The organism is Xanthomonas sp. BRIP62409, assembly GCF_003992965.1.
GTDB classification, from domain to species: domain Bacteria; phylum Pseudomonadota; class Gammaproteobacteria; order Xanthomonadales; family Xanthomonadaceae; genus Xanthomonas; species Xanthomonas euroxanthea.
The window spans coordinates 184,348-206,977 of record NZ_QEZJ01000019.1 but is presented as its reverse complement, the minus strand read 5'-3'; the positions used below and the strand labels follow the sequence as shown (position 1 = coordinate 206,977).

Annotated in this window: 19 protein-coding genes; 5 read left to right on the top strand and 14 right to left on the bottom strand. The window is 55.6% G+C overall.

Annotated elements, in window-relative coordinates; genetic code table 11:
* Window positions 1–42: 42 nt before the first annotated feature.
* Complete coding sequence (locus EO170_RS09145; protein ID WP_126944270.1) at window positions 43–1,686, bottom strand: MobA/MobL family protein; 1,644 nt, start codon at window positions 1,684–1,686, stop codon at window positions 43–45.
* A 491-nt stretch (window positions 1,687–2,177) separates the two neighbouring features.
* On the opposite strand from EO170_RS09145, the gene EO170_RS09140 reads away from it, so the two are divergent.
* The 3 genes from EO170_RS09140 (at window position 2,178) to EO170_RS09130 (ending at window position 5,753) form a co-directional block, all read left to right on the top strand.
* On the top strand, window positions 2,178–3,992 hold the full coding sequence (locus EO170_RS09140; protein ID WP_126944267.1) for a protein adenylyltransferase SelO family protein: 1,815 nt from the start codon (window positions 2,178–2,180) through the stop codon (window positions 3,990–3,992).
* Window positions 3,982–4,413 carry a toxin-activating lysine-acyltransferase gene (locus EO170_RS09135; RefSeq protein ID WP_126944264.1) on the top strand — a complete coding sequence of 144 codons (432 nt, stop codon included), beginning with the start codon at window positions 3,982–3,984 and terminating at the stop codon, window positions 4,411–4,413. The genes EO170_RS09140 and EO170_RS09135 overlap by 11 nt, the downstream gene beginning before the upstream one ends.
* 62 nt (window positions 4,414–4,475) lie before the next feature.
* A complete protein-coding gene (locus EO170_RS09130) occupies window positions 4,476–5,753 on the top strand; it encodes an MFS transporter (RefSeq protein WP_126944261.1) in 1,278 nt (425 codons plus the stop codon).
* A gap of 100 nt (window positions 5,754–5,853) precedes the next feature.
* Here the strand turns inward: EO170_RS09130 and EO170_RS09125 are convergent, their stop codons facing one another.
* The 12 genes from EO170_RS09125 to EO170_RS09060 form a co-directional block, all read right to left on the bottom strand.
* A complete protein-coding gene (locus EO170_RS09125; protein ID WP_241239403.1) occupies window positions 5,854–6,438 on the bottom strand; it encodes a hypothetical protein in 585 nt (194 codons plus the stop codon).
* Between the two features lie 115 nt (window positions 6,439–6,553).
* Entirely contained in the window at window positions 6,554–7,078 is a 525-nt protein-coding gene (locus EO170_RS09120) for a hypothetical protein (protein ID WP_126944258.1), read from the bottom strand.
* 43 nt (window positions 7,079–7,121) lie between these two features.
* Entirely contained in the window at window positions 7,122–7,793 is a 672-nt protein-coding gene (locus EO170_RS09115; RefSeq protein WP_126944255.1) for a hypothetical protein, read from the bottom strand.
* A 30-nt stretch (window positions 7,794–7,823) separates the two neighbouring features.
* Window positions 7,824–8,594: a hypothetical protein gene (locus EO170_RS09110; RefSeq protein WP_238844067.1), complete on the bottom strand. Its 771-nt coding sequence runs from the start codon at window positions 8,592–8,594 to the stop codon at window positions 7,824–7,826.
* A 201-nt stretch (window positions 8,595–8,795) separates the two neighbouring features.
* Window positions 8,796–9,290: a hypothetical protein gene (locus EO170_RS09100; protein WP_126944252.1), complete on the bottom strand. Its 495-nt coding sequence runs from the start codon at window positions 9,288–9,290 to the stop codon at window positions 8,796–8,798.
* A gap of 28 nt (window positions 9,291–9,318) precedes the next feature.
* Entirely contained in the window at window positions 9,319–10,134 is an 816-nt protein-coding gene (locus EO170_RS21490) for a pesticin C-terminus-like muramidase (RefSeq protein ID WP_159252807.1), read from the bottom strand.
* A gap of 103 nt (window positions 10,135–10,237) precedes the next feature.
* On the bottom strand, window positions 10,238–12,454 hold the full coding sequence (locus tag EO170_RS09090) for a peptidase domain-containing ABC transporter (protein WP_126944249.1): 2,217 nt from the start codon (window positions 12,452–12,454) through the stop codon (window positions 10,238–10,240).
* Window positions 12,451–13,749 carry an HlyD family efflux transporter periplasmic adaptor subunit gene (locus EO170_RS09085; protein ID WP_126944246.1) on the bottom strand — a complete coding sequence of 433 codons (1,299 nt, stop codon included), beginning with the start codon at window positions 13,747–13,749 and terminating at the stop codon, window positions 12,451–12,453. The genes EO170_RS09090 and EO170_RS09085 overlap by 4 nt, the downstream gene beginning before the upstream one ends.
* 304 nt (window positions 13,750–14,053) lie before the next feature.
* Window positions 14,054–16,996 carry a peptidoglycan-binding domain-containing protein gene (locus EO170_RS09080; RefSeq protein WP_164740986.1) on the bottom strand — a complete coding sequence of 981 codons (2,943 nt, stop codon included), beginning with the start codon at window positions 16,994–16,996 and terminating at the stop codon, window positions 14,054–14,056.
* A gap of 740 nt (window positions 16,997–17,736) precedes the next feature.
* The gene (locus EO170_RS09070; RefSeq protein WP_126944240.1) at window positions 17,737–18,198 is read right to left on the bottom strand and encodes a hypothetical protein; all 462 of its coding nucleotides are present in this window, start codon (window positions 18,196–18,198) and stop codon (window positions 17,737–17,739) included.
* Between the two features lie 40 nt (window positions 18,199–18,238).
* Entirely contained in the window at window positions 18,239–19,942 is a 1,704-nt protein-coding gene (locus EO170_RS09065) for a type IV secretory system conjugative DNA transfer family protein (RefSeq protein WP_164740983.1), read from the bottom strand.
* A gap of 265 nt (window positions 19,943–20,207) precedes the next feature.
* Entirely contained in the window at window positions 20,208–20,561 is a 354-nt protein-coding gene (locus EO170_RS09060; protein ID WP_181120328.1) for a helix-turn-helix transcriptional regulator, read from the bottom strand.
* A gap of 188 nt (window positions 20,562–20,749) precedes the next feature.
* On the opposite strand from EO170_RS09060, the gene EO170_RS09055 reads away from it, so the two are divergent.
* Window positions 20,750–21,061 (top strand): hypothetical protein, encoded by a 312-nt coding sequence (locus tag EO170_RS09055; RefSeq protein WP_033007588.1) that lies wholly within the window; start codon window positions 20,750–20,752, stop codon window positions 21,059–21,061.
* Between the two features lie 48 nt (window positions 21,062–21,109).
* A complete protein-coding gene (locus tag EO170_RS09050; RefSeq protein WP_126944237.1) occupies window positions 21,110–21,502 on the top strand; it encodes a hypothetical protein in 393 nt (130 codons plus the stop codon).
* 224 nt (window positions 21,503–21,726) lie between these two features.
* Here EO170_RS09050 and EO170_RS09040 read toward each other — a convergent pair whose 3' ends face one another.
* Window positions 21,727–22,617 (bottom strand): MobA/MobL family protein, encoded by an 891-nt coding sequence (locus EO170_RS09040; RefSeq protein ID WP_126944233.1) that lies wholly within the window; start codon window positions 22,615–22,617, stop codon window positions 21,727–21,729.
* Window positions 22,618–22,630 lie beyond the last annotated feature (13 nt).

Below are 22,630 nucleotides of genomic sequence, written 5' to 3'. Positions count from 1 at the left end.
ATCAGTCTGCTGCGCGATCAATGGTCAGAAATATCTGAGCCATCATAGACTTGGTTTGGGCGGACGGAACTTCAACTCCCAATGCCCGGCATCACCTTCGGCCTGTGGTGGAAGCGCATCATCGCCAGATGACTCAGGCGTCAGCACCTCGATCGGCTGTGGGGCAAAATTCTTCTCCAAGGCCTCAGCTGCGTCCACCATTGCCTTTCGAGCCTGCTTGATGCGCCATTGCTGGATTGCCTGGATGCGAGGAGAGACATGCACCTTTGCCCTCCCCAAACGCTGGCGCGCCCTCGCCACCGCTTGCGTGTCTCCGCTGCCTTCTTGCTCAACAAGCTTGGCTTGCGCATCCAGCACGGCCACACGCGCTTTGTAGGGTCGCACCAGCGTATGGGCATACCTGCTGATTGAGCGAGCAAGCATCTCTGTGTCTTCGAACAAAAACGGCTTTGTGGCGTAGCTGTCGACCCGCCTGCAAATGAGTGCGGAGTGCGCCCGCTGGAACTCTGGTTCAATCTGGATACCCGGGATCTGCCGCAATACTTCGAGAGACTGCTGCGCGACCTCCCGTTGCGCTTCGAGCCAGTCTTCGATGAGCTGAGCCTCCGCATTGAGCACCTCCGCGTCTTGTCGGCCTGAAGAACGAGCCAGACGAGTCACGCGACCAAGATGTCGGGTCTGACCACTGTAAGGTGTGTAGAGTCCTGCGCTTGGCGCTGGCGCACGCGCCAAGCGCTCTTTGATCTGCCGCACCCGCTCTGCGCCTGACAACCTCCCCTGCCCAACCGCTGCGCGCCCTTCCAATCCAGATTTTTTTGCATTGGCCCGATCCCGAAGTGCTGTCGCATGGCTATGAGACGGTGGCACCTCGTGCACGAGACCACCGCTTTTTTTCATGTGCTCAGCGACAAGCTTTGAAAGCGCTAATGCCGCAGCTTTTCCACCTGCACCTTTGACTTCTGCGGTGAACTTCGTTTTGCGCATCACCGCCACGTTGGCTTTGCCCAAGTGCTTGCCAGGCCGACGCGTGAGTTCACGAGCGCGTTCAAACTCTCCATTGCGCGCGGCCTCCTGCGCCTGTGCTCGGAGACTGCGGTGATCCACACGAGCCGCGTTGCCGGCATTCTTCAAGTGCGCATTGATGACCGTTGCGATGTCTTTGCGGATTTGCCGCATTGCTCGCGTGCCGCCGCCTTGTCGCGCGTCGAACTCAGCGCAGGCGCGCTCACCAAGCCCACACGGACCGACTTGCCTGGCTGACATCAATAAGTGCACATGATGATTGCGCTGATCACCCAGCTTGCTTGGCGTGTGGACTGCCACCAGCACAGCGACTTGGAAGCGCTCGACGAGCAATTGACCAAGCGCCAAAGCGAGCACTCTTCGTTGGTGCGGATCGAGTTGATGCGGAAGCGATACCTCGACTTCTCGGCAAACGCGTGCATTCTTGCGGGTCTCGGCCGCTTCGTTCGCGTTCCAAAAATACTGCGCATCGAAGCACCAAGACGGCGCTCCCTTCGGTGCAAGCATCTGATGGAAATCCACACCGCCTCTGTGGGAATAATTGTGACCAAGCCCCGTGCTTGTATCGAGCAGATCGAACCCTGCTCGGTAAGCCGCTGCGGCGACGGACGAGTCGCCATTGGCTCGGCTGAAAGACTTCATTGTTGCGTGATAAATCGCCATTTGTGAAACTCCTGTTTGTGGAGCACACAAAGAAGCGGCATAACATCCCGTGTCGAGAGAAAAGCGAACTCGACAACAAAGAGACATGAATCTCGGGGTTTTGAAGAAGCTGTGTTGCCTAGCGAAGCATAGCAACGAGGTGGCGAAAGCCACCGCACCAACGCGCAGCGTTGGCGCACGGTTTCTGCAAAGCAGAAACCATAAGTGCGCTCTTGCTGTTTGATTCTTTATTTGAATTTCCGCGCTACGGTTGGGTCAGCAATTGCGCCCCTACGTATGATTATTAGTTATATCATAAAATGAATAAGACCTGTACAGATCTGATTTTTGCAATGTCCTGTGCCGCTTTTAAGCTACCTGTCCACTCAGTCGTGATGTCCGTTGGCTTTCGGAAATCCAAGCAGCAGCAGGACGAATTGCCGTCAGGTTGATAGCATCACCAAAGCCGATCGAACGCGAATTCGTAACAGCTGCGGAAACAAGGAAGCGAAATGCCCAATGACTACTGGGACATGGATGACAAGAACGCCCCCAACCTGTTGAACCTCGCCAGCGTGAGCACTTCGATGCTCGTGCCCTTCCCAGTGGGAAAGCTGCCAGATGCTTCCGTGCTCTGGCTCAATGAGCGCTGGTTTCATGACTTGGGCATCGCCATCCACGACAAGCCCACTCGGACCAGCATCTCAGCGTCCTTGCTTGAACGCTTCGCCGTGACCTCCCTCGAAGCTCACTGCGTTGCCGGCAGCTTCGGCGGACGGACACTGGGCGCTGATCGCTATGGTGGGAGCGGTGGGGCAATCCATGGAGGGAGTGGCCGCTGTGGCTCCGATGGCATGCTCATCGCCAAAGGAACCGGCCCCACGCCATTGGTCTCCGAGGCCCATGATTGGTCACACTCCCATGGCTGTCTCTATCTTTACGATGCCATTCGCGAGGCAGTCGCCAGCGAGATCCTCAACGCAGAACTCCCCCACGGGGCAGTGCCCATCGTTGCCATCATTGATGCCGGCTTCTCCCTGGCACGCACCGATGCCGACGAACCGGAGCGGTGCGCCATTCTGATCAGGCCCGCTTTCCTTCGCTTGGCGCACTTCGAGCGCAGCCTGTATTTCGGAACATCAGGCAACGCCGACAGCGATCAATTTCAAGATAGCCTGCGGGTCAGAGACGCCATCCACTTTGCCAACGAGCACTCGCAGCGCGATGCCGGCAATCCCAATGGCTTAGGCGTTAACTTGTGTGAGCTCTACCTGCGCCTTGCCGAGCAGATTGCCGCAAGTCGCGCGCATCGCCTCTGGACCGGACGCCCGACAAGCGACAACATCACATCGAACGCGCAGTTCCTGGATTTCGGCGGCTTCCGCGCAGTTCCCACCTGGAAGCGTGGCACCGATGGGCATCGTCACTTTTTCGGCGATGAGATGCGTGATGTTCGCCACTCGCTTCCCTCGCTTGCCTATTTCTTCAAGAAGTATTCCCGCTTTGACAAGGCAATCGCCAACATCGATCAGCTGCTTATCCAGATCGAGCATCACATGGAAGCTGCGTTTCTCCATCACTGTGCAGAAGCCTGTGCCTTGCCTGAGTCAAGCCCAGAGGCGTTGCATTTCAAAGCACTCATTGCGCGCTACTACCGCGAGCAACAGCGCAGTGACTATGCGTTCGATCAACCCACAAAGCACGATGAGCGCCACGATTGGCTCTCCGACCACATCAGAGGCAAAGCAAGCTACGGGTCTCCTGTTGGCGAGGAGATCGCGGCGCTCCTACGCGCACTTCCGAACGCGGCTCTTCATCTTTGTGCCGCCAACCGCTGGCTGAGACCACGACCACGCCTTTCCTATCGCGTCTCCAAGCGCCGGGCGATCAAGCTGGTGCGGTCGATCCTGGCCGATCGGTCGTCGGGACCCGAGCGGGTCTCGGCCTTTATCGCAACCGAGGTCGCGGTGTCACGCCGCGTTTGGAAAGACTTACCGCCACACTGGCTTGTCCTGGGCTACGCAAGCGATCACGTGTCCACCGCCTTGTATTTCTTTGATACGCATCGCATGGCCTATACAGTCCAGCCGGAGGGGCCACGCGTGCACGGGGGAACACTGCTCTTCGGTGCCCAAGTCGCAGATGAGACACTCGGCATCACCAATTCTGGCCATCGAACCGTCGTGCTGGTCGACTGCGAACCCACCAGCTACCTGGTAGGTCTAAGCTTGAACGGGCGTGCATCAATCCCTGCCGCACTGCTCACCTTCCCGGACGCTGCAGTTGCAGCGCAGACATTGAGCTCAACCACCGCCCATGCAACCTAATGCCGTTGATGCGCAGGCGCTTGGCCTGGCAATGCAACTCCTGTTCAAGACTGACCGCAAGAAGTTCAGTATCGCGGCTGCCTATGTGTGGCTGTGGCCTGCAATTCGCCTAGGCCAGCTCGTCACGATCGAAGACGAAGACGGGGTCTGGACCGGCTACGCCTTATGGGCTTATCTGACGCCTGAAACCGCCAGTCATTTGGTTCTGCAAGATCCGCCGTTCTTGCCGATTAGCGACTGGAACGAAGGTGATCAACTCTGGATCCTGGATTTCGTGGCTGTGCCAGGGCATCACCGACGCCTGGCGAGAGCACTCCGGGACCGCGTGCGACCACACTTCAAGCAAGCGCATCGCTTGGTGCGAGATAAGACGGGCGCTATGCTTGGAACCAAGGCTTACACACTTCGCAAAGATGGCTGAGGAAGACAGGTTGCTTCCTTGATACGAATGGACGAACCGAAGCGACAAGGCAGTTGCAGCCCATGCAGGAAGTGACATCAAGACCGACCAAGGCCTGGACTGGATTTTTGTTCCTGGGCTTCGGTTCTGGTTTGCCTTATCCGCTGATCGGCAGCACCTTAGGCTATTGGCTCAGCGAAAAGTCGCTCTCGATTGCGGTCATCGGTGCCTTGGCTTGGACCGCGCTTCCCTACTCCCTCAAATTCCTATGGGCCCGCCATCTCGACCAACACCGCGCGCCGGCCGTTGGAAGCACCATGTCGCACCGTCAGGGCTGGATTGTCTTGTCTTCGGTCATGGTCGCCCTCTCCCTCCTGGGCCTTGTCCTGAGCGTCGTCACCGGTAGTCTGCCGCTCATTGCATTGAGCTCCATCGCAGCCGCCTTTGGCGGTGCGACCCTGGATGCCTCAGTCGATGCATTTCGCATCGAACAGGAGGCAGTGCACCAGCAGCCAGCCAAGCTCCTCACTGCCTATCAGTTTGGCTACCGCATTGCTCTTCTGCTAAGCGACGGTCTGGTGTTCTTGCTCGCAGCGCGGCTGTCTTGGCAAGTTGCTTATGCCCTTCTGCTGCCACTGATGTTGGTGCCCATCTGCGGAACGCTCTTTCTGCAATCCCATCCCGATAGCGACCGCACCCCAGATGCCACGAGTGCGGAGAAGCAGAGGGCTCCGTTGGTGTCGCTTCGACCCTCCACGATGCAAGGATGGATCGCGGTGATCGTCTTCATCGGCTGCTATCGCCTACCGGACATTCTTTTGGGTCCCATGATCAATCCTTTTTTCTATGCCCTTGGCATCGGGAAGAGTGCGGTCGGATCATTGCACATCTGGCTAGCCATCCCTGCTGCCTTCCTCGGAATTTTGGCCGCAGGCACCAGCTTGAGACGCATGTCTCTGGGCACGACCATTCTTGTTGGCGCAGCTCTCCAAGCCCTTGCCCTCCTCGGTCTTGCCTTGCTTTCGTCCAACGAGCGGTCTGTTGAGCTGCTTTGGGCTAGCGTTATTCTTCAAAACCTTGCCAGTAGCTATACCGGCATCGCGTTGGTTGCTTACATGTCAAAGCTAGTCACACTCGGACGGGCAGGAGAGCACTACGCTTGGCTAACAAGCTTCTACTCGATCTTCGGCAGGGTGCTTGCCGGCTTCTCAGGCCTTGCAGTGGCTTATCTCACCACGCTCCATGGACAAAGCCTAGGCTATGGCACGTTTTTCATCGGCATCTGCTTGACTTGCGTGCCTGCCCTCCTCGTCTACTCCCTCATCATTCGTAACACCCTGAGAGAGCGACCCGAACCGTAAGTGCCATTACGCTACTGCTTTGCAATGACTGTCTCCGCTATTTACGAGCGTGTAGTGCCTGAGCTTATTAACTTCGCGCCGGCCGGTAGAAAAATGAAGACTATTTGTTTGACGTTTGAAAAGGAGCATCCAAACCATCAGTCCGTCTCATAGAAACGCTCAGCCCAGAAGCACAAGGCGAGGTCACGTCCGTAGTCGAAACATAGATGTTATATGGCCCTTTCGTCAATGTCGCCGGTTGGGTCCAAGCTGCATTTTTTATCACGGCCCGAGGCTCACGTATACCTTCCACGAAGGCATATTTTTTTACGATATCGCTATATCTTTCACAACCCCGGGCTTTTTTGTCAGCAGAAATTACCGCGAGGGCACCTACTGTCCAAGCCTGAGAGCTTTCGTCACTGCGATGAACGCCAAAGCTCAACGCTGTTACCTGGGACTTCTGATCATTCAATGAAACTCGATAGTGACGACGAAGGGGCTCGTCTCTGACAATCTCGACCTTGCCAGCTCCAAGTAATTTACTGTTCTCAGACTGTTCGACCATAACGCCGCTACTGAATAGTGAGACCAGCTCGTCAAGAACCTTTTCTGAACCATAGGCATCATCACAGAATGCGGCCGATACTAAAATAGAAAAAGCCACAACAGCTAAGGGCTGCATACCACTCACATAAGCTTTCATTAAAGTCCTCGTAGCATTCAACGCGCATCAAGTGTTGTTTGAAGCCTGCCTAGGTATCGGCTCGCATTGGTGCTAGCCAATTAGGCATCTACTTGGCTGGAACCGGCGAGCCTCATCAGTTTCGACTTCTCGTAAGACCAAGCAAGCACTCGCCCTTCGAACTCGCCTTTACATACACCGACGTTTCACCAAGATTTTTTTTATAGAAAACCTCCTTGCTGGCGTCGGCCATTTGCGCATGGGGATTGGGTGGCAAGACATACGGAGTGAGCGCAAATTTTTGCTTGATCTTAAATACCTCGTAACAACGACCGGGAGCGAGCTCCATATACATGAAACCCACTCCTTTACCGAGTTCAGGCGAGACCCTGAACTCAACAAAGGAGATCGCATACTGATCCCACGTCTTGACCGCCTTTGAGCGAAAAGCGATATTCAAAGATCGACTTGAACTCACTTGATGGAAATTACTAAGCCCAATTTCGCGAAAGGTCTCATAGTTTACTGGCTTATTAGGGTCAAAGATTTTACCAATTATTTCATCCATGGAGAGCCCTGAAATTCCATCTTCCGCAACGGCGCTTGTGCAGAAGACAGCCATCAGCGATGTAACCGCAAGACCTTTGTGAACGCCCAACATTCCTGGCCTTTCAAATAAGCACGCAATTCAATTTCAACCTGATCTACAGGCGATAAATATCTAAAGCAACCGACAACAAGGAAGAGTCACCTTTGACCAAAGCATAAAGAGTCCCTTGGTCAACCCTGTGCAGCGCACCAATTTGAGCCAGTGAAACTACTTGACCATCGATCTCGGCAATTGCCTCTCCCTTTTTCAGAAGTCCTGTCTTATTTTTTGAATATATCATGAGGCGTGTTTTACCATTAGTGACCCAGGCCCCCACGTATTTGTCGTCTGAATTATCATGCGATGGCGATACAAGAATTGAATCGACCAACACGCCTTTTGACAGCGCACCATCTTTAGCTCCAAGAGAATTATTATTAACCTTCTCGGGACGAGGATCTATATCACCAATGATCCCTGGCTTCGCCTGAATTTTTAGGTTAGTGGACAGGTAGTAGGTATCACCAGAATAATAGTCAACAAATTGAGCGCACGCGCCTTTGATTGCATGAACTCGAACATTGTCAACCTTGCTTACCTTGGCTAGCGGGACTACTAAATTCGCACTCCCACTCTCCACATAGAAATTGTCTTTAAGACGAGACTTTTCTGAACATAAAGCCTTAGCAGCACTATCTCGTTGGTCATTTGACCGGGCCTGCCCGACCGCTAGGCCGGCAAGCATAAGCACGCAAATCGAATTTAAGGCAACCCTAACTATGGACATCGAAAGCACCTTTTTAACGCGGATGTAAAATCAAGGAGTTGGAACAACGATACTCGGAGTTACCTCACTATATCCACCAACAACCTTTGTATCACTAGGACCAAGCACGCCTATACTGAGATAATTTGCAATCCCCCTCACTATATCATTGGCAAATTTCTCGTTTTGATTGAACTCAGCATTGGTAAAACCATCTTGATAAAGATTTTGGTAAAGGGTCCGAGCAGCTGCTGCGTTATGAGCCAACTCATGCATCACCAAGAAATTAGCCCCTCCCATTAGATCAGAATATCCCTTAATGGTGTCAATGTTTATTGATATCTGTGGGTCGCCGCTATTGTAGTCAGACTGCCCTGTTGCAAACCCATTACTATAGCTAGTGCCTGCTTCGTTTACCTTATAGTCTGCATTGAGCATCAGACTCTTAATTTCAGACATCTGCACAGTCGAACCATCGCTCATTTTCATATAAGCATTATCAGGAAGCGAGCTGATAGAGTCTTTAACAAAGTAAATTGCATCGTCAAATTTAACCAGGGCGGCAGACTCTTCCGCCGTCAACGCACGCGTGAAGTTGAGATCGTATTCCGGCGCTGTTGGAAGAGGAGTGCCGCCTCCACCTGGAGGACTGATCGGGCCTGGCTGCTCAACTGGCGGTGAAGGGGGAATAGTCGGCGGTGGACTGGGAGGTGGGTTTACTACGACTGGTGGAAAGTCAGTGGGTGGTTCACTTGGATCGACATCCGCAGCGGCTGCGGCACCTGCCACTAGGAACAGTTCTTCGTTCGTCAGCTCTCTCATCACAGCGCTCCGTGCAATACTTTGATTAGAAAATCACTATTTATAATGCTTGTCTTCTTTATAAACGTCATTGTCAATTACCCACCAGTAAAATAAATAACACCCCTGTAGGAGGCGGTCTCACACAGGGCTAGGGATAGCGAATTCAGATCATTCCAAAACAATGATGACTCTGCCCCCCTCATTTTCGGCATGCTTACGTTATTTCTCTAACGTTACTGTTTCAAAAGTAGCATCTGGTGCGTATTCATGCGCCCACTTCAGGACTGATATTTCCGCTTCTAGGTTCTTATTACTCCTCGGCACAAACAGCGTGAAGGTAGGATCTTTTGAGCAAGAGGCGCCCGAGTTTTGGGTGTTGGTTTTGCAGTTAAAGTGAATGAGCCCAGCAGCTTCGACCGTATTATCACCCTTGATCGCGACTGCACCTTTCTCGATGCAGCTCTTGTAGCGGCAGCCCGATATCAATGTCAAGCCATTCCCTGCATCAACATCTTTATTCGGCGGCCCACTCAGGGCCTCCCCGAACTGCTTCACCAAGGACTTTCCAGGAATAATATAGTCACCTGCTGCCTGGCCAAAGTAGTCTGATAAGACCGCAGAAGTAATCTTGGCCGGCGCAGCCATAGCCAAAAAACTTCCCCATAATGGAAAAATCATTATTGCGATTAATGCAATTCTCTTATTGGCCTTCATCTCTAACCTCACTTTTATAAGTCAACGTTTAACCGCCACTTGGCACACTACCATTCGTAATATCTTGCTGAATAAGCGCGGCCTCCCTGTCTCGCCTTGTATCAAATGCATCGCCGAAATCGTTCAGGTTGGTAACAGCATCTTGCCAATGCCCTGTTGTTACTTGCGTCCAGAAATTGGGGGTTGCTGTGGCAAGGCCAGGACCGTATTGGTAAGCAACACTTGCGATGGCGGTCTGGACGCCACCAGGCAGCTGATAAAAGTCAGCATAGTCGGATGAGTTGTTATAGTTGTTGACAACCGTATTTAAGATGTTTGATCTAACTGCGTTATCCAACGCATCTGCCTGCGCTTCGGTGATGTGTAGAGGGGCGTTTTGAACGGCATTTAACGCATCTTGGCCTGTTAGATGAAGATAGGGCGTTAACGTAGTAACAAGCGCTTGATCTACTCCAAGCGCGGTAAGGCTTTCGACAGTTTGACCACCCAAATCGACTCCAGTTGCCACAGTCACTCCACTCTGATCTATGACGACTCCGTTATCGGTGGGGACATATGCATCTAGCTGCTGTCCGCCCTCTACGCTATCAATAAAGGCGTTATCGATTCTGTTTTCAGCAGTCAGCGGGACGAATACATCACCATCGTTGCCTCCACCACCACCTTGTGGCGGCGGCGGCGGTTGCTCAACTGGCGGAGATGGCGGCAATGTTGGTGGTTCTGAGGGCGGCGGATTAACAACCACCGGCGGCAGCTCCGTAGTTGGCGGCTCACTGGGATCGACATCCGCAGCAGCTGCGGCACCTGCCACTAGCAATAGCTCTTCATTTGTCAGCTCTCTCATTACAGCACTCCATACTATGTGTTTAATTTTGTCCCAATCATTCCCACTGCCGACTTCTCAATAGCACCCCTCCCCTTTGAATTAATTCACAAGAACCGATTACTCATTGCTGCCTGAACTTTTCAGCCGTTTCCGCTGCATCGCTCTTTTCAGATGCTCTTGGCTGCTCTTTGATCAAGGGTCTTAGAATCCCGCCCACGAAGAGATAGTGCATATCGCACATCCGAGAGATGTTCTTGTCGTGCGTCACAATGACTGTGGTTGCGCCGATGCTCCTAATGTTCTTCATCAGCTGTATGCCCATCTGCTCATCAACCCCAGTCGTTGGCTCATCCATCAACAACAGCTTGGTGCGCCTGTAAAAGGCCCTGGCTAAGAAGATCCGTTGTTTTTGACCGCCTGACAGCGTATTTCCCAAGTCGCCGACTCTGGTGTTGAAGCCCATTGGCATGCGCTGAATATCGTCGTGGATACACGCCAATTTCGCAGCCTGCACGAGGCGTTCCTGGTCAATGTGCTCATCGAACATGGAGACGTTTTCCGACAACGTTCCCGACAACAGATTGTCTCCCTGCATGACGATGCTGACCTTGCTCCGGTAGCTCGACTTACCGACCTTGCGCAGATCCTCGCCATTGACCAAGAAGTCCCCGACTTGAAGATCTTCAAGCCCCGCCAGAACGCGGATGAGTGTGGTCTTACCCACGCCTGAGTTCCCGACAATCGCAATCACCTGGCCTGCCGGAGCCCTGAGCTGCAAGGCGCTCATGATCCACTTGTCGGTGGACGAGTAGCGGAAGTAGCCGTTGACAATTGCAATGGCGGGAGCGGCATCCTCCAGCGCACCGTTGCCATGCAAAAACGACTCAGGCTCGCTGTGGGTGATGTCTGAAATGCGCTCCGTGTGCAAGCGAAGCAGCCGCAGCTGCATCAAGTAGTCAGCCAGGTTGATGCTGCGCTGGCTGAACTGGGTCGCATAGATCAGAAAGACCGTCAGCACCCCGATCGTCATATCCCCACTGAGCACCAGCCGCGTGCCCTCCCAGATCACAAAGATGCGGCACAGGCCCTGGATGAGAAGCTGGACAGAATCAAAACCAATGCGGATCCGCTCGGCCCCAATGGTCGCGTTGGTCGCTTTCGCACTGTAGTTCGTGAAGCGCGACGCCCAGAGCGCTGACTTGTTGAACAGCTTGATAGGCTGGATGCTTCGGACCGTTTCGTAGAGCAAGCTTTGCCGGCGTGCATCGATGTTGATCTGGTCGAGGTTGGCTTCTTTCAGCTTGGCGTAGTAAGCGTAGCGCGAACCCACATAGGCAATGGTGAAAGCCAACAAGGCAAAGGAAAGCGTCACGTCGTAGCTCATCAAGAGCAACAACATGAGGAAAGACATCACCCCATCGATGACCGCTTCCAGCATTTTCGTCGTGAGTGACTGCTGGATTGAGTAGATCGACTGGAAGCGACTTGAAATGTCCCCGGTATGCCGCTTCACGAAATACGACTGGGGTAGCGACACCAGGTGACGGAACAAGTTACTGCTCCACCGCAAGCCGGTGGTGGAAGAGATCCACAGCAAGGTCCACTTCCTGGCAACGGTCAGGACGAGTTGGACCAAGAGCACGATCGAAAAGCCGATCGCCAATGTGGTGACCAGGCCATCGTCCTTGACGCTGAGCACCTGATCCATCGTCAGTCGCAGATATTGGGGTGCAATCAGCGCACAGCCTTCCAAGAAGAGCGCCAAGATACCCACAACCCAGAACGCGGGCACCAGGGACCGAAGCGAGCCTGCCAGATCACGAAGCGATACCGATGGCACGCTCTTGATCTTCTTGAAGGCCGGGCCTGGATGCGCTTCCAACGCAATGCCGCTAAAAACCTCATCGAACTCGTCGAGCTTGATCTTCTTGACGCCGGTCGCAGGATCGCTGATGTGCACGTGCCCGCCCCGCACAGCCGTCAGAACGACAAAGTGCCCGTGGTGCAGGTGGACCATACAAGGCAGCGACAGCTTGGGAAGTTCGTAAAGCTCCAAGCGAAGCGGACGCGTTGTGAGCCCGTTGGCATCAGCGATTTCAATCAGCGAAGCCAGCGTCGCACCACTGGTTGACACCGTAAAGCGGTTGCGAAGCTCCCCGAGACTCGTCTCATGGCCGTAGTAGGAGAGCAGCATCGCAATGCAGGCCAAGCCACACTCACTGGACTCCGTCTGGCGGATATGCGGCACACGGCGCTTCGAGGAGAACACTAGGCTTGGTTCGGAAGAGCGATCCGGCTCCACATTGCCATTAGCTGATGGTGTCAAGACATCCTTCATCGCTTTTCACCCGTCAAGCGTGATCCCATGGTTTGGAAGGGGTCAAACATCCACTCCCAAATCTTGCGCCCCTCCAAGATCAGTTCCGCATCCACTTCCATCCCCGGCAGGAAGGACTTCGCTTCTTGGGCGGCTCCGATGGTTTGAGAGGGCAATGCCACCTTGGCGGTGTAAACCGGCTCAGTAGGCGACTGGCGACCATAGCGGCGCTCCAACTCGCCAAGAGGGCTGGTTTGGGTTGACAGCGATGCTATGCGCCCCTGGATGGCGCCATACTTTGCTTTTGGGAATGCGGCGATGTTAAGCAGCACCTCGGTGCCGACCGTCACATGTCCAATGGCCCTTGAAGGAATAAGGATTTCAGCTTCGAACACCGACTCGCTTGGGGTGATGGATGCAATGATCGAGTCGGTGCCGATACGTTGACCTTGTGATGCGTAGATCGCTGCGACTGTGCCGCTCAATGGTGAGGTGATGGTCTGCAGCCGGTCGGACTTGGCTCTGGCCACTTGATCTTCGATCGTGGATTTCTCGCGCTCGATTTCACTTGCTTGCCTGCTGGCCGTTGTCTTTATCTCGGTGATCTCACCCAGCAATGCGGCACGTTGATTGCGAAGTGTGGACTGCTGCGCGCGGGCATCCTGGATCTGCGCCTCTGCATCCAAGAGGGCATTTTCGTAGGTGAGGTAGGTGTATTTGGACACATACTTCTCAGCAAGCAGCGGCTCGATGGTCTTCAACAGTTCTTGGTTCTTGGCATATTTCTTTTCCAAGATTGAGATCTTCCGAGCGACTTCCTGCATCGCACCGCTCGTTTCTTCGACTTGACGCGTCAATTCCCGCTCGCGCTGGCCGGAAAAATCATGCGCCTGCAATTGCTCCCTGGTCAGCTCTTCTGATCGGGTGAGCGCACGCTTGATGGTCTCATCGGACAGAGAGCGGCCCGCTTCGTCGGTAATGTCGGCTGACAGCTCCGCGAGCACTTGGCCCTTCTTGACCAAAGCATTGGGCTTCAATGTCGTTGACAGGATGAGCCCAGGCGTTCCACTGCGGATGTCCACTCGCCCATGCGTGGAAGTGATCTGGCCTGATACATGCTCTCGCTTGGAGTAGGACGCGGTCAGAACAAACGTGGCTAGCAAGAGGAAAAGCACACAGCCACAGCCGATCCAGATTCGGATGGACGAGGGAAACGCATCTTTTAGGTCGCCGAGTGTGGAAGTTGTCTCCGGCCCCTTTCGCTTGCGAAAGAGCGGTTGTTCTGCGTCATCCGTCTGACCTGACTCGCTATCCATAGCACCTACACTTCGAGATCTACTGCACAACTTGCGTGAGTTGAGGCTACCCGCGCAGACATTAAAATTACATTTGCATTTTGTTGATCTGGCGTTGGCATTGGCGCCAAACCTAAGGTTGCAAGCCCCACGCTACTGCTTTTTCAGCAACAAAGGTTTGCGTCAAGCGAAGGTTCGTTGCGCAAAGCGCAGCCACACATTGCGGAGTCGGACAACGGCGGATAGCGCAGAGAACGCGTCAACATCAACTTAGAGCACGTGCTGCTCCCAATCGTTATCACGCCGATCCTAGGCTTCCACCACATCAGCCACCGCCCCCATCACCACTGGACGCGTCTGACATCATTTGCTGCTGAGAGCGCGCAGCAAGCGTCATCACAGGGCCTGTTGGGTTCTTGTCGATCTCCCCGCGCTCGCGCTGGAATTGCACCATCTCCTGCGTCCGTTGTTGATCCAATGCCTCCGTCTTCTGCAAGGTCTCATTGATGCCAGGCGATGGCGTGTTGAGCGAGGTTTCCGAGTGAAAGCCGGGCGTTTTTCCAAAGACAAAGGCGACATCATCTTGGATGATCACTTTCCGGAGTTGATCCGCGCGCTCGATCCCTGACTCTTTGACGGCATGGAGCACTTCGGCCGTTTTCTCATCAGATGTGCCCCTCGGGAGCTGCGCCTGGATGGCAGAGAACAAGGGGTAGTCCCGATGATCCGAGGGAAACCCCTGCTGAGGGACATCTTGAGAGGGTCTCGCTTGCTCGACCCGATCCTCATCGTTCATACCTGGGTTTGAACGCCCGCCAGCCCCACCGAAGCTCGGCGATGATGTATAGGAGGACGACGTGCGCTCAGGCAAGACGATCTCTGCCGGCGCTTCGCTCTGTGTTGGGATTGCCGGCGACGGCGCTCGCACCGCCTCTTGCTGCGTTGCCTGCAATAGAACAGCCGATGGCACGTCGTTCTGCGGCATTCCTACTCGGGCTTGCTGCTCGCTGCCCTGCTCCACTGCTGCATTTGCCGATGCAGGCTCCGTGGGTTTCAGAGCTTCTCGGCGCGCGTGTTGTGCCTGGGACAATGCAGCATCCAAGTCTTGGCCGGCAACGCCCGTTGCAGGCAAACCCTGGTCTTGCTGGAACCGCCTTACCGCATGTTCGGTCTCTGGACCATAGTGCCCGTCTTGCGGCACGGCCTGACCGTTTGGCCCCCGGGCATCCACTTGCTGCAATCGATACTGCAAGAACTCGACCTCTTGTCCCCGGTCGCCGAGGCGCAGCCCTTCCACCTCATGCGATGACGGCGGCGCTGGAACAGTTGCCCGGGTTGGGATTTCCTCACGAGGCGTGAGAGCTGATGAAGGCGATCCGACGCTCGGCGCAGATGCGCTTGCCGTGGGTGGGTCTACTGCCTCTGCATTAGGCTGGACTGCACCGGCTGTCGGGGGTGCGGCAACCTCAGGTGTTCTGGTTTCTTGGGGTTCGCGTTGCGGGACAGACTCGGGCTTCGGTTCGGCAGGCTTGGCAACCGGGCGCACGTCTTCTGGCAGCGGCGCGTTGACGGATGCAGGCATCACGACCGGAGCAGGCGTTGCCATCTCCGCAGCAGCAGCAGGCGCGTCGGGTGTGCGTGCAACGTCTCGATCTCGCTGCACGTCAATGGCTGCCTGAGGCGCTTGGCTTTCGTCTACACGCGGAGCGGTGACCGTCGTTGCGGCGAAACTTGCGACCTGTTGCGCTTCTTGCGTCGAAACGCCCTGCCGATTGGCCTCCCGCAAGGCTTGCTCATAGGCGTCACGTTCTTGGGGCGATTGCGCATCAATGCGCAGCTCGGGTGCACCCGTCGAAGGTGGTTGCTCTTGCCGAAGCGATTGCATTTCGCCAAGCGCCTGATGGATCTCGTCAGTGCTGGTGGTTGCCGCAACGCGCACCACACCATCGGCGTCACGGCGCAGATGCTGGATGGGGCTGTCCACCGAATATTGGCCGGTCGCATCACGCTCCAACGCCAAAGAGCTGGTCGCCGCATCAATCCCGTTTGCCTCACGGGTTTTTTGCACCGCAAGCTGGATCGCGCCTGCAGTCTGGGCATTGGGCGCAACGCCATAGGCGGCATAGGTCGCTTCGGTATTGGCCTGGTCCTGCTGCTGCAGCGTTGGCGTTTGCCGCGCGGGCATTTGTGCCATTGCCTGCGCATGCTGCTCCAAGGCCGGTTGCAAGCGCTCACGCGTCGCATTCAGTTCCAACGGAACATTGCCTTCGGCAGCAATACCATCATGCCGCCACTGACCCTGGATATCGCGCTGATACTGCTTGCCGTCCGATGCTTGCAGTGAGTCTGGGTTCAAGGCTGTTTGCACGGCCGCTGGCACGGGGCCGAAGTCGTCCCAACCATTGCGCCGATAAGCAGCTTGATAGGTCGCTGCAATCGCAGCTGGGCCACGGGCAATGTTGGCGTCCACCACCTGGGCTGCCTGCTGGTCCAGTGCAGCATTGCGCTCAGGGCTCGCTGGATCAACTGTCCAGACAGGTCGATCGTTCCGATCGACTTCGTCGGCGATCATCCGTGACCACTGGCCACTTGCCGGATCATGCCGCCAATTCCGTGCGTAGAGATGCGCCGCATCTGCCTCACTGGATGGCTGCACATAGGGATTACTGGGTTGCACCTTGCCCAGCGCCTGCTCGGTCGCTTCGCTACTTGCGTGATAGTTCAGCTCGCGCGCTTTTTCAGGCAGCGCGAACATGCCCTGCTTCTGTGGGGTATCCGCGCCATCGTTTTGCAGGTCTGCCTTTTCTTGGCGAAGCCACTGGCTGCCATTGGACTCCCAACTCACGCTCTGCTTGTCGGTTTGTGTATAGATCTGACGGTTGTCCCAAAGCGTCACGGCCTTGTCGGCAGCGGCACTGAATAGATAACCATCAGCCACCACCAGCGCGACGGGGCCGGCACCACTTGTGCCAACAACGGCAGCGGTAGCAGCGCCGCCTGCCCAGCCGCCCGCGCCTCGGGCAGCAAAGTGCAACGCTTCCGAGCGCGCAGCGGTGAGGTTGTCTTGTGCCAACAGCGTGCCAACACGCTCGCCGGTTTGAGACGCGTCGTAGGCGGTGGCAGCAACACCCAAACCCGCAAGCCCTGCTGTCATCCCGGCGCGACGCAGGCCTGGGATCTCAGGCTCAGGCGTGGTCTGGATATTGCGTCCCTGCCACTCATCCCAGCGCTGCTGACCCGCTTGGGCATGCTCGGTTGGCGGACTCATACGCTGACTGAGCGGAAGCGTGCTCTGGTCTAACGCCTTTGATGTTCCCTCAATGGCCGTTCCGCGAAAATACTCTCTGTTGTCGAGCCTCAGAACTTTGTTCTCGCGGAGCGCATCATCACTGGCTGGGATGCGCAGCATGCCCTCGTGTTCACGCGCACGGGCCACGATCAGCTCAAAGGCTGCTTGCTGACCGAGCCGGTCTTTCACACCGGTCAGCGCTTCACGCGGAAGCCCCTCAATCGAGCTGACGTTTGGATTGGCAAGAATGCGAGGCACTTCAATTTCGCCAAAGACACGGCTTGGCTGAGCGTCGCCCACGATGGCATGAACCTCACCTACGGTTGCATCTGCAAACCGTCCAGACGCATCTGCCCAAGGACCTTGCGTGGGGTGGTAAAGCCACTCTGTGGCAGGCCCACGATGAGACCCGTCTATCAGCTCACGAGGCGAAATTTCGTAGATGTCGGCGAGCGCGGTATAGAACTCACGGGAATTCAGAAACTTCGATGCCTGGCTTTTATCGATAACCCGGATGTCTTCGCCAGATTCGATCATCGATCCAATGACATCAGTCGACCAGATGTCTTTCGCTGCCGGGCCACTGTAAAGAACAGTGACCTTGCCTGAGGCATTCGCGTCCACCTGCGCGGCGAGCGACCGCAGCGAATCCGGTGTTTGGTAATCGCCAGAGTTCTGACGAATTCTATCGATTGCGTCCTGGGCAGATATCGAGCCATTCACACCAAGCACCCCTCATCGACTTCAAAAACGATGTGGTAGTCCGTGTTCCTGGAATGGACGCCGAAATCCTTGTATGCGAGCAAGGCCTCCTTGAGATCAGCTATGAATTGCTCCTTGTCAGCCTTGAGATGCTCAGGCAGTCCCTCTCCACCATTGATCCACATCAGTCTCCAATGGGACCAACCGGGCTGACCACGCGCGCCTCCACCATCAACCAAATCCAGTCTCAGTGTTAGGAGTTCGCCATGCCAATAGAAGGAGAACTTTGTCTGGTTTCTGACCTCGCTTTCGGTGCCGCCACCGTTTGCGACATTGCGCAAATAGATGTCGCGATCACGATCAATTGTCCAGTCTCTCGCATTGGTGCCACCGACCACGAAGCCTCTGTCGATTGCTTCTAGGTCGTATTTAACAACATCTGGCTCAGGAATAAATTCATTTACAAATGGCATCTTCATTTCCCGGCAATGGCTTGGATTTTTTCGTCAAGAGCTACTTTCATGAGCCCGATACGGCGGCAGATAACTTCTTCACCTCGGCTTTTGGTAGCAGCCGTTTGGTGAAGTAGGTATCTTCGTAATACTTGATCTTCTCGCAGAGCACCGGACTTGGGATGCCTTCGTAAAGGAAGACTTCCTTGTCAAAGCCCATGGCCTTCAACTCTTGCGGCAGCATCAAGGCACGGCGTTGCTCAGTTTCGGAATAGGACACGCTGCTTTGCTTGCCACTGGTGTGCGACTTGTTCTTCTTGCGCACCGTGGTGTAGCCGAGCATGTCCGAGTAGTCGTTGGCGTCTTGCTGCTCGCGTGGGGCGTAGACGATTTGCAGGGCGTGGTTCGTGATGATGGTGCGCGAGACATCCTTGCCATAGGTCGCGTCCAGCTGCGCCATGCTCTGGATGATCGGCAGCAAGCGGATGTTGTAGCCGGCCATGTAGCTCACGGCGCTTGCGATGATGTCGACCCGGCCGATGGACGTGAATTCGTCCATCAGCAGCAAGCACTGGTGTTTGAGCGCCGGGTTGTTCTGCGGCAACTCTTTGGTGTTGAGGTTGATGAGCTGACTAAACAGCAGGTTGATCAACAGGCGGCTTTCGGCCAGCTTGTTCGGCTGGATGCCAATGTAGATGCTCATCTTCTTCTTGCGCACATCGGTCAGCAAGAAATCGTTGCCACTGGTTGCCGCATCCAGGATTGGGTTGATGAACTGGTTGAGCGGCTCCTTGAACGTGCCCATGATCGAGGCGAACGTCTCTTCGGCTTGCGAGAGCAAATTGTCGAACGCCATCTTGGCATCGCGGCCCAGGAAGTCGCGCTGCGAGAGCTTTTTGAGGTAGCCCTTCAAGTCGCTCCCATCCCCAGACGACACGCGATAGAGCATTCCGAGCGTTGGGAACATCCAGGTGTCTTTAGGGTGCTTGCGCTTGATCTGATCATCGAGGCTATCGAACAGATAAAGCGTAAACGCCATGAAGGCGTTGCGCGCTTGGCTCACCCAGAACTTCTGGGCGTCAGAGCCGTCCGGGTAGAGCATCGCCGAGACACTCATTAGATCCGACACGCGAAAGGCGGGATCGGGCGAGATGTAGCTCAGTGGATTCCAGCGATGCGTGCGCCCGTCTTCGGCAAACGGGTTGAACAAAAAGACCTCTTGGCCTTGGCTCTTGCGCCAGCCGGAAGTGAGATCGAAGTTTTCTTGCTTGATGTCCAGGACTACCACTGAGCCTTGGTAGTCGAGCAGATTGGGAATGACGATGCCCACACCCTTGCCCGAACGCGTGGGCGCGGCCAGGATCACAAACTGTTGCCCAGGTAGGCGCACCAACTTGCCACCGTGCTTCCCAACCACAATGCCGGTTGGCGACGGTTTGAGCATGTCCTTCTTGGCCAGATCAATGCCGGAGGCAAAGCGGGCGTCGCCATGCAAGGCGGCGGCCTTCGGCTTAAACAGCGGGATCAGCAGCGCGATCCAGGCCAGGAGCGGCACGCCGAAGCCAATGGCGCCGGCCAGCTTGATCTTGGTCGCGTAGGGAGCGAACTGCGGAAAGTCGAGTGCTTTGACGTAAGACCAATAGGTGCCGACGCTAAGCGGCCCAGCCACCTTCAAGAGCATCAAGATCAATTGACCGGAAAGGTAGACCCCTGCGGTGAGGGCGAAGAGCAAGAGCGCGATGGCGACACTGAGCTTGATCTTGCCGGTCATGACGCGCTGCCTTCCATCTGTGATCCCTGGCTTGTTTGAAAACGACCGTCCGCTCGCAAGATTACAGGATCACACCGCCCGCTCAGATCGGTTGCACATTGGCATCTGTGTAGGAATTGTCTGACGGGGAGCATGCCAAGACAGCGACGGGACCTTTCGCACCATGGACTAAGCGGGCCGCTGCGCTGGGCTCAGCCGCAATTTTTTTGCGACGTCCTTCGCTGCTCCCCGAGTGAGAGCTTGTCCGCCCCCTAGGTTATTCGGCCTACTCTTTTTCGGCTTTCGAAGGAGACGAAGCAGCGAGTGCCGACAAGTGTTTCGCCAGCTCTTCCTGCTGCCCCTCAGGCAGCTGGCGCACCAGCTCGATGATCTGACCAAGTCGATCAGACTCGGCGACCAAGGAACTGAGGGACACACCCAGTGCATCAGCCAGATCCAAGGCAGTCTTGAGATCTGGGACATGCGTGCCCGTTTCGTAGCGGCTGATGCGAGCCTGAGCGATGCGACTCTCCAATCCAAGAGCGACACCCAAGTCCTGTTGCACAAGGCCAATTGCTAGGCGGCGCGCTTTAAGCCGCGCAGCGAACAACGACAGGATGTCAGGTTGGGGGGTGCTCATCCCTACAAGGATGAACGTGAGTTACGCGCCTTGCAAAAATTCGTTGAACGAATCATTCGTTGAACGCATACTGCCGCTGCATCGGCAAGCTGTCAACTGCACTGGAAACCGTTGCTTGGGCAGCCCTGCCGGCCCTGAACATCCGTGCATGCGCCGATCCGTTCGACCTCCCTATTCAAGGAATTTCTATGTCCAAGGCTCGCTTTGCCGTCATCGGCACGTTGATCGTCTCTCTGGCGGCTTGCTCGGGAGGTCGCCCATCGCAGTCTGAGCGGGAGCACGCTTTTTTGCAGTTCGTCAAAGAGAACAGCAATGACGAGGCCAGGATCGAAGACTTCAAGAGCAACCAGTGCCAAAAGGCAGAAGGTGCGCCCAGCTACACGTGCGATGCCAGCGCAAAGGTAAAGGCATTGGGTCAAGACTTCGGCAATCAAATGGACGGGGTCTACACCTTCACCAAGGTGGGCGGCACTTGGAAAATCACTGGTCGCGTCCAGTAGTCACCGTTGGCGATCAACGGCGACCCCATCATTTCCTCAGGAACTCACATGAGCGTCGGCACTTTTCTTACCCTGGTCTTCTTCGCTGGCTGCGCCGCGATCTTCTTGGTGCTTGCCAAAACGATGAAAACGCGCAGCGACAACGCAACATTTGACCATGACTTCCAGCGGTTTTATGGCTACAAAAACACGCGCATTGCTGTGTCTACAGCACGCGCCATGATCAAGTTCAAAGCCGGCAGTCGCATCAAGGCGTATGCGCTGAGCGATGTGCGGTCCTGGGAAAAGCACTGGCATAACTACAACCGCGAAGGCACGCTGACGCTCAACGTGCGCGACATCGATCATCCGGTGTGGACCATCAAGTTCGGGAACGAGACCGAGATGAACCGGTGGTATGAACTGGTCAGTCAGGCAGTCAACGAAAAATTGAAGCTTTGACCGAACGACAATTGGGCTAGGCGACTGGGCTTGACGGCGAAGGCTTCTCTGCTACGAATCGAAGAACCACAACACTGGATTCGTCATTATGTCTTCTGCCGTTCACTCCCCCGCTATGCCCCTCGACCAGCAAGAACATCAACTCCGCCAAGCTCATGTTGAAGGCTGGATCGCCCAACAAAACGAAGCTGGCTTTGGCGTTGATCAGCACATGGCCGACGCCATCAATGCGTATCTTGATGGCCGGTTCGATCTTCTAGGTTTGCTGACAGAGCTTCGTCGTCCCTACTTGAACTGAGCCCGCCAGTGGGTGACAGCATGATGGGCATCTGCGCCACCGAAGCCTCATCAACAGAAGTATCCATGTCCGGCCCATGACGCTCTCGCTGGGCCTCTTCCGCCGTGTGGCCATCCGGCACGCTCAACAGTCGCCCCTCTTGGCGGTAGCGGGACAGAAGTTGCTCAAAGCCTTCCTGGCCTTGGACAAAGATCCCGCTGCCTCGCATCGCCTCTAAGCGTTCCGTCAAGGGCCGATGCTCAACCGATTTGCCAATGCCAGCTTGGGCAAGGTGTGCATTGATCCGATCAGCGATCATCGCGCGGATCCATTCGACTTCTTCCTTGCCATTGATGCGCCCATCTAAGACGCGCGTCTTCTGGGTCAAACCCGAGGCTTCCATCTTTCGCGTCGTGGCGAGCAGATGCGTATAGAAGTAGCGTGGGTCATCTTTGGTCGGGCGATGGTGACTGGCTTGCAACGCAAATCCAAAGCGGCCAATCAGGCGATGTGCGATATCGAGCACCAACTCCCAGCGCTTGGGGTCATCGAGTTCGTGCGGAAGCGCAACCGCGAAGTCGCGGCAGACGGTGCTGTTGCAGCGTCGCTCTGCCGCTTCTGCAGCGGCCCAAAGTGCTTGCGGGTCATCCGCCCATGCCGGCGAACCAGGTGGTGCCAGGCAACGCGACTGGATGATGCCCGCCCTACCCCGGTAGTCGTGGCGCGCACCTGAGGCGGGATCGGTGAGCAAGTAGCCGCCGCGATATGCCGCTGCGGCAAGTGCCGAATGCCCTTTGGCTCGGCTGTAAGTTTTGATGCGGGTGTGGTAGATGGCCATGTGTGTTTCCTGA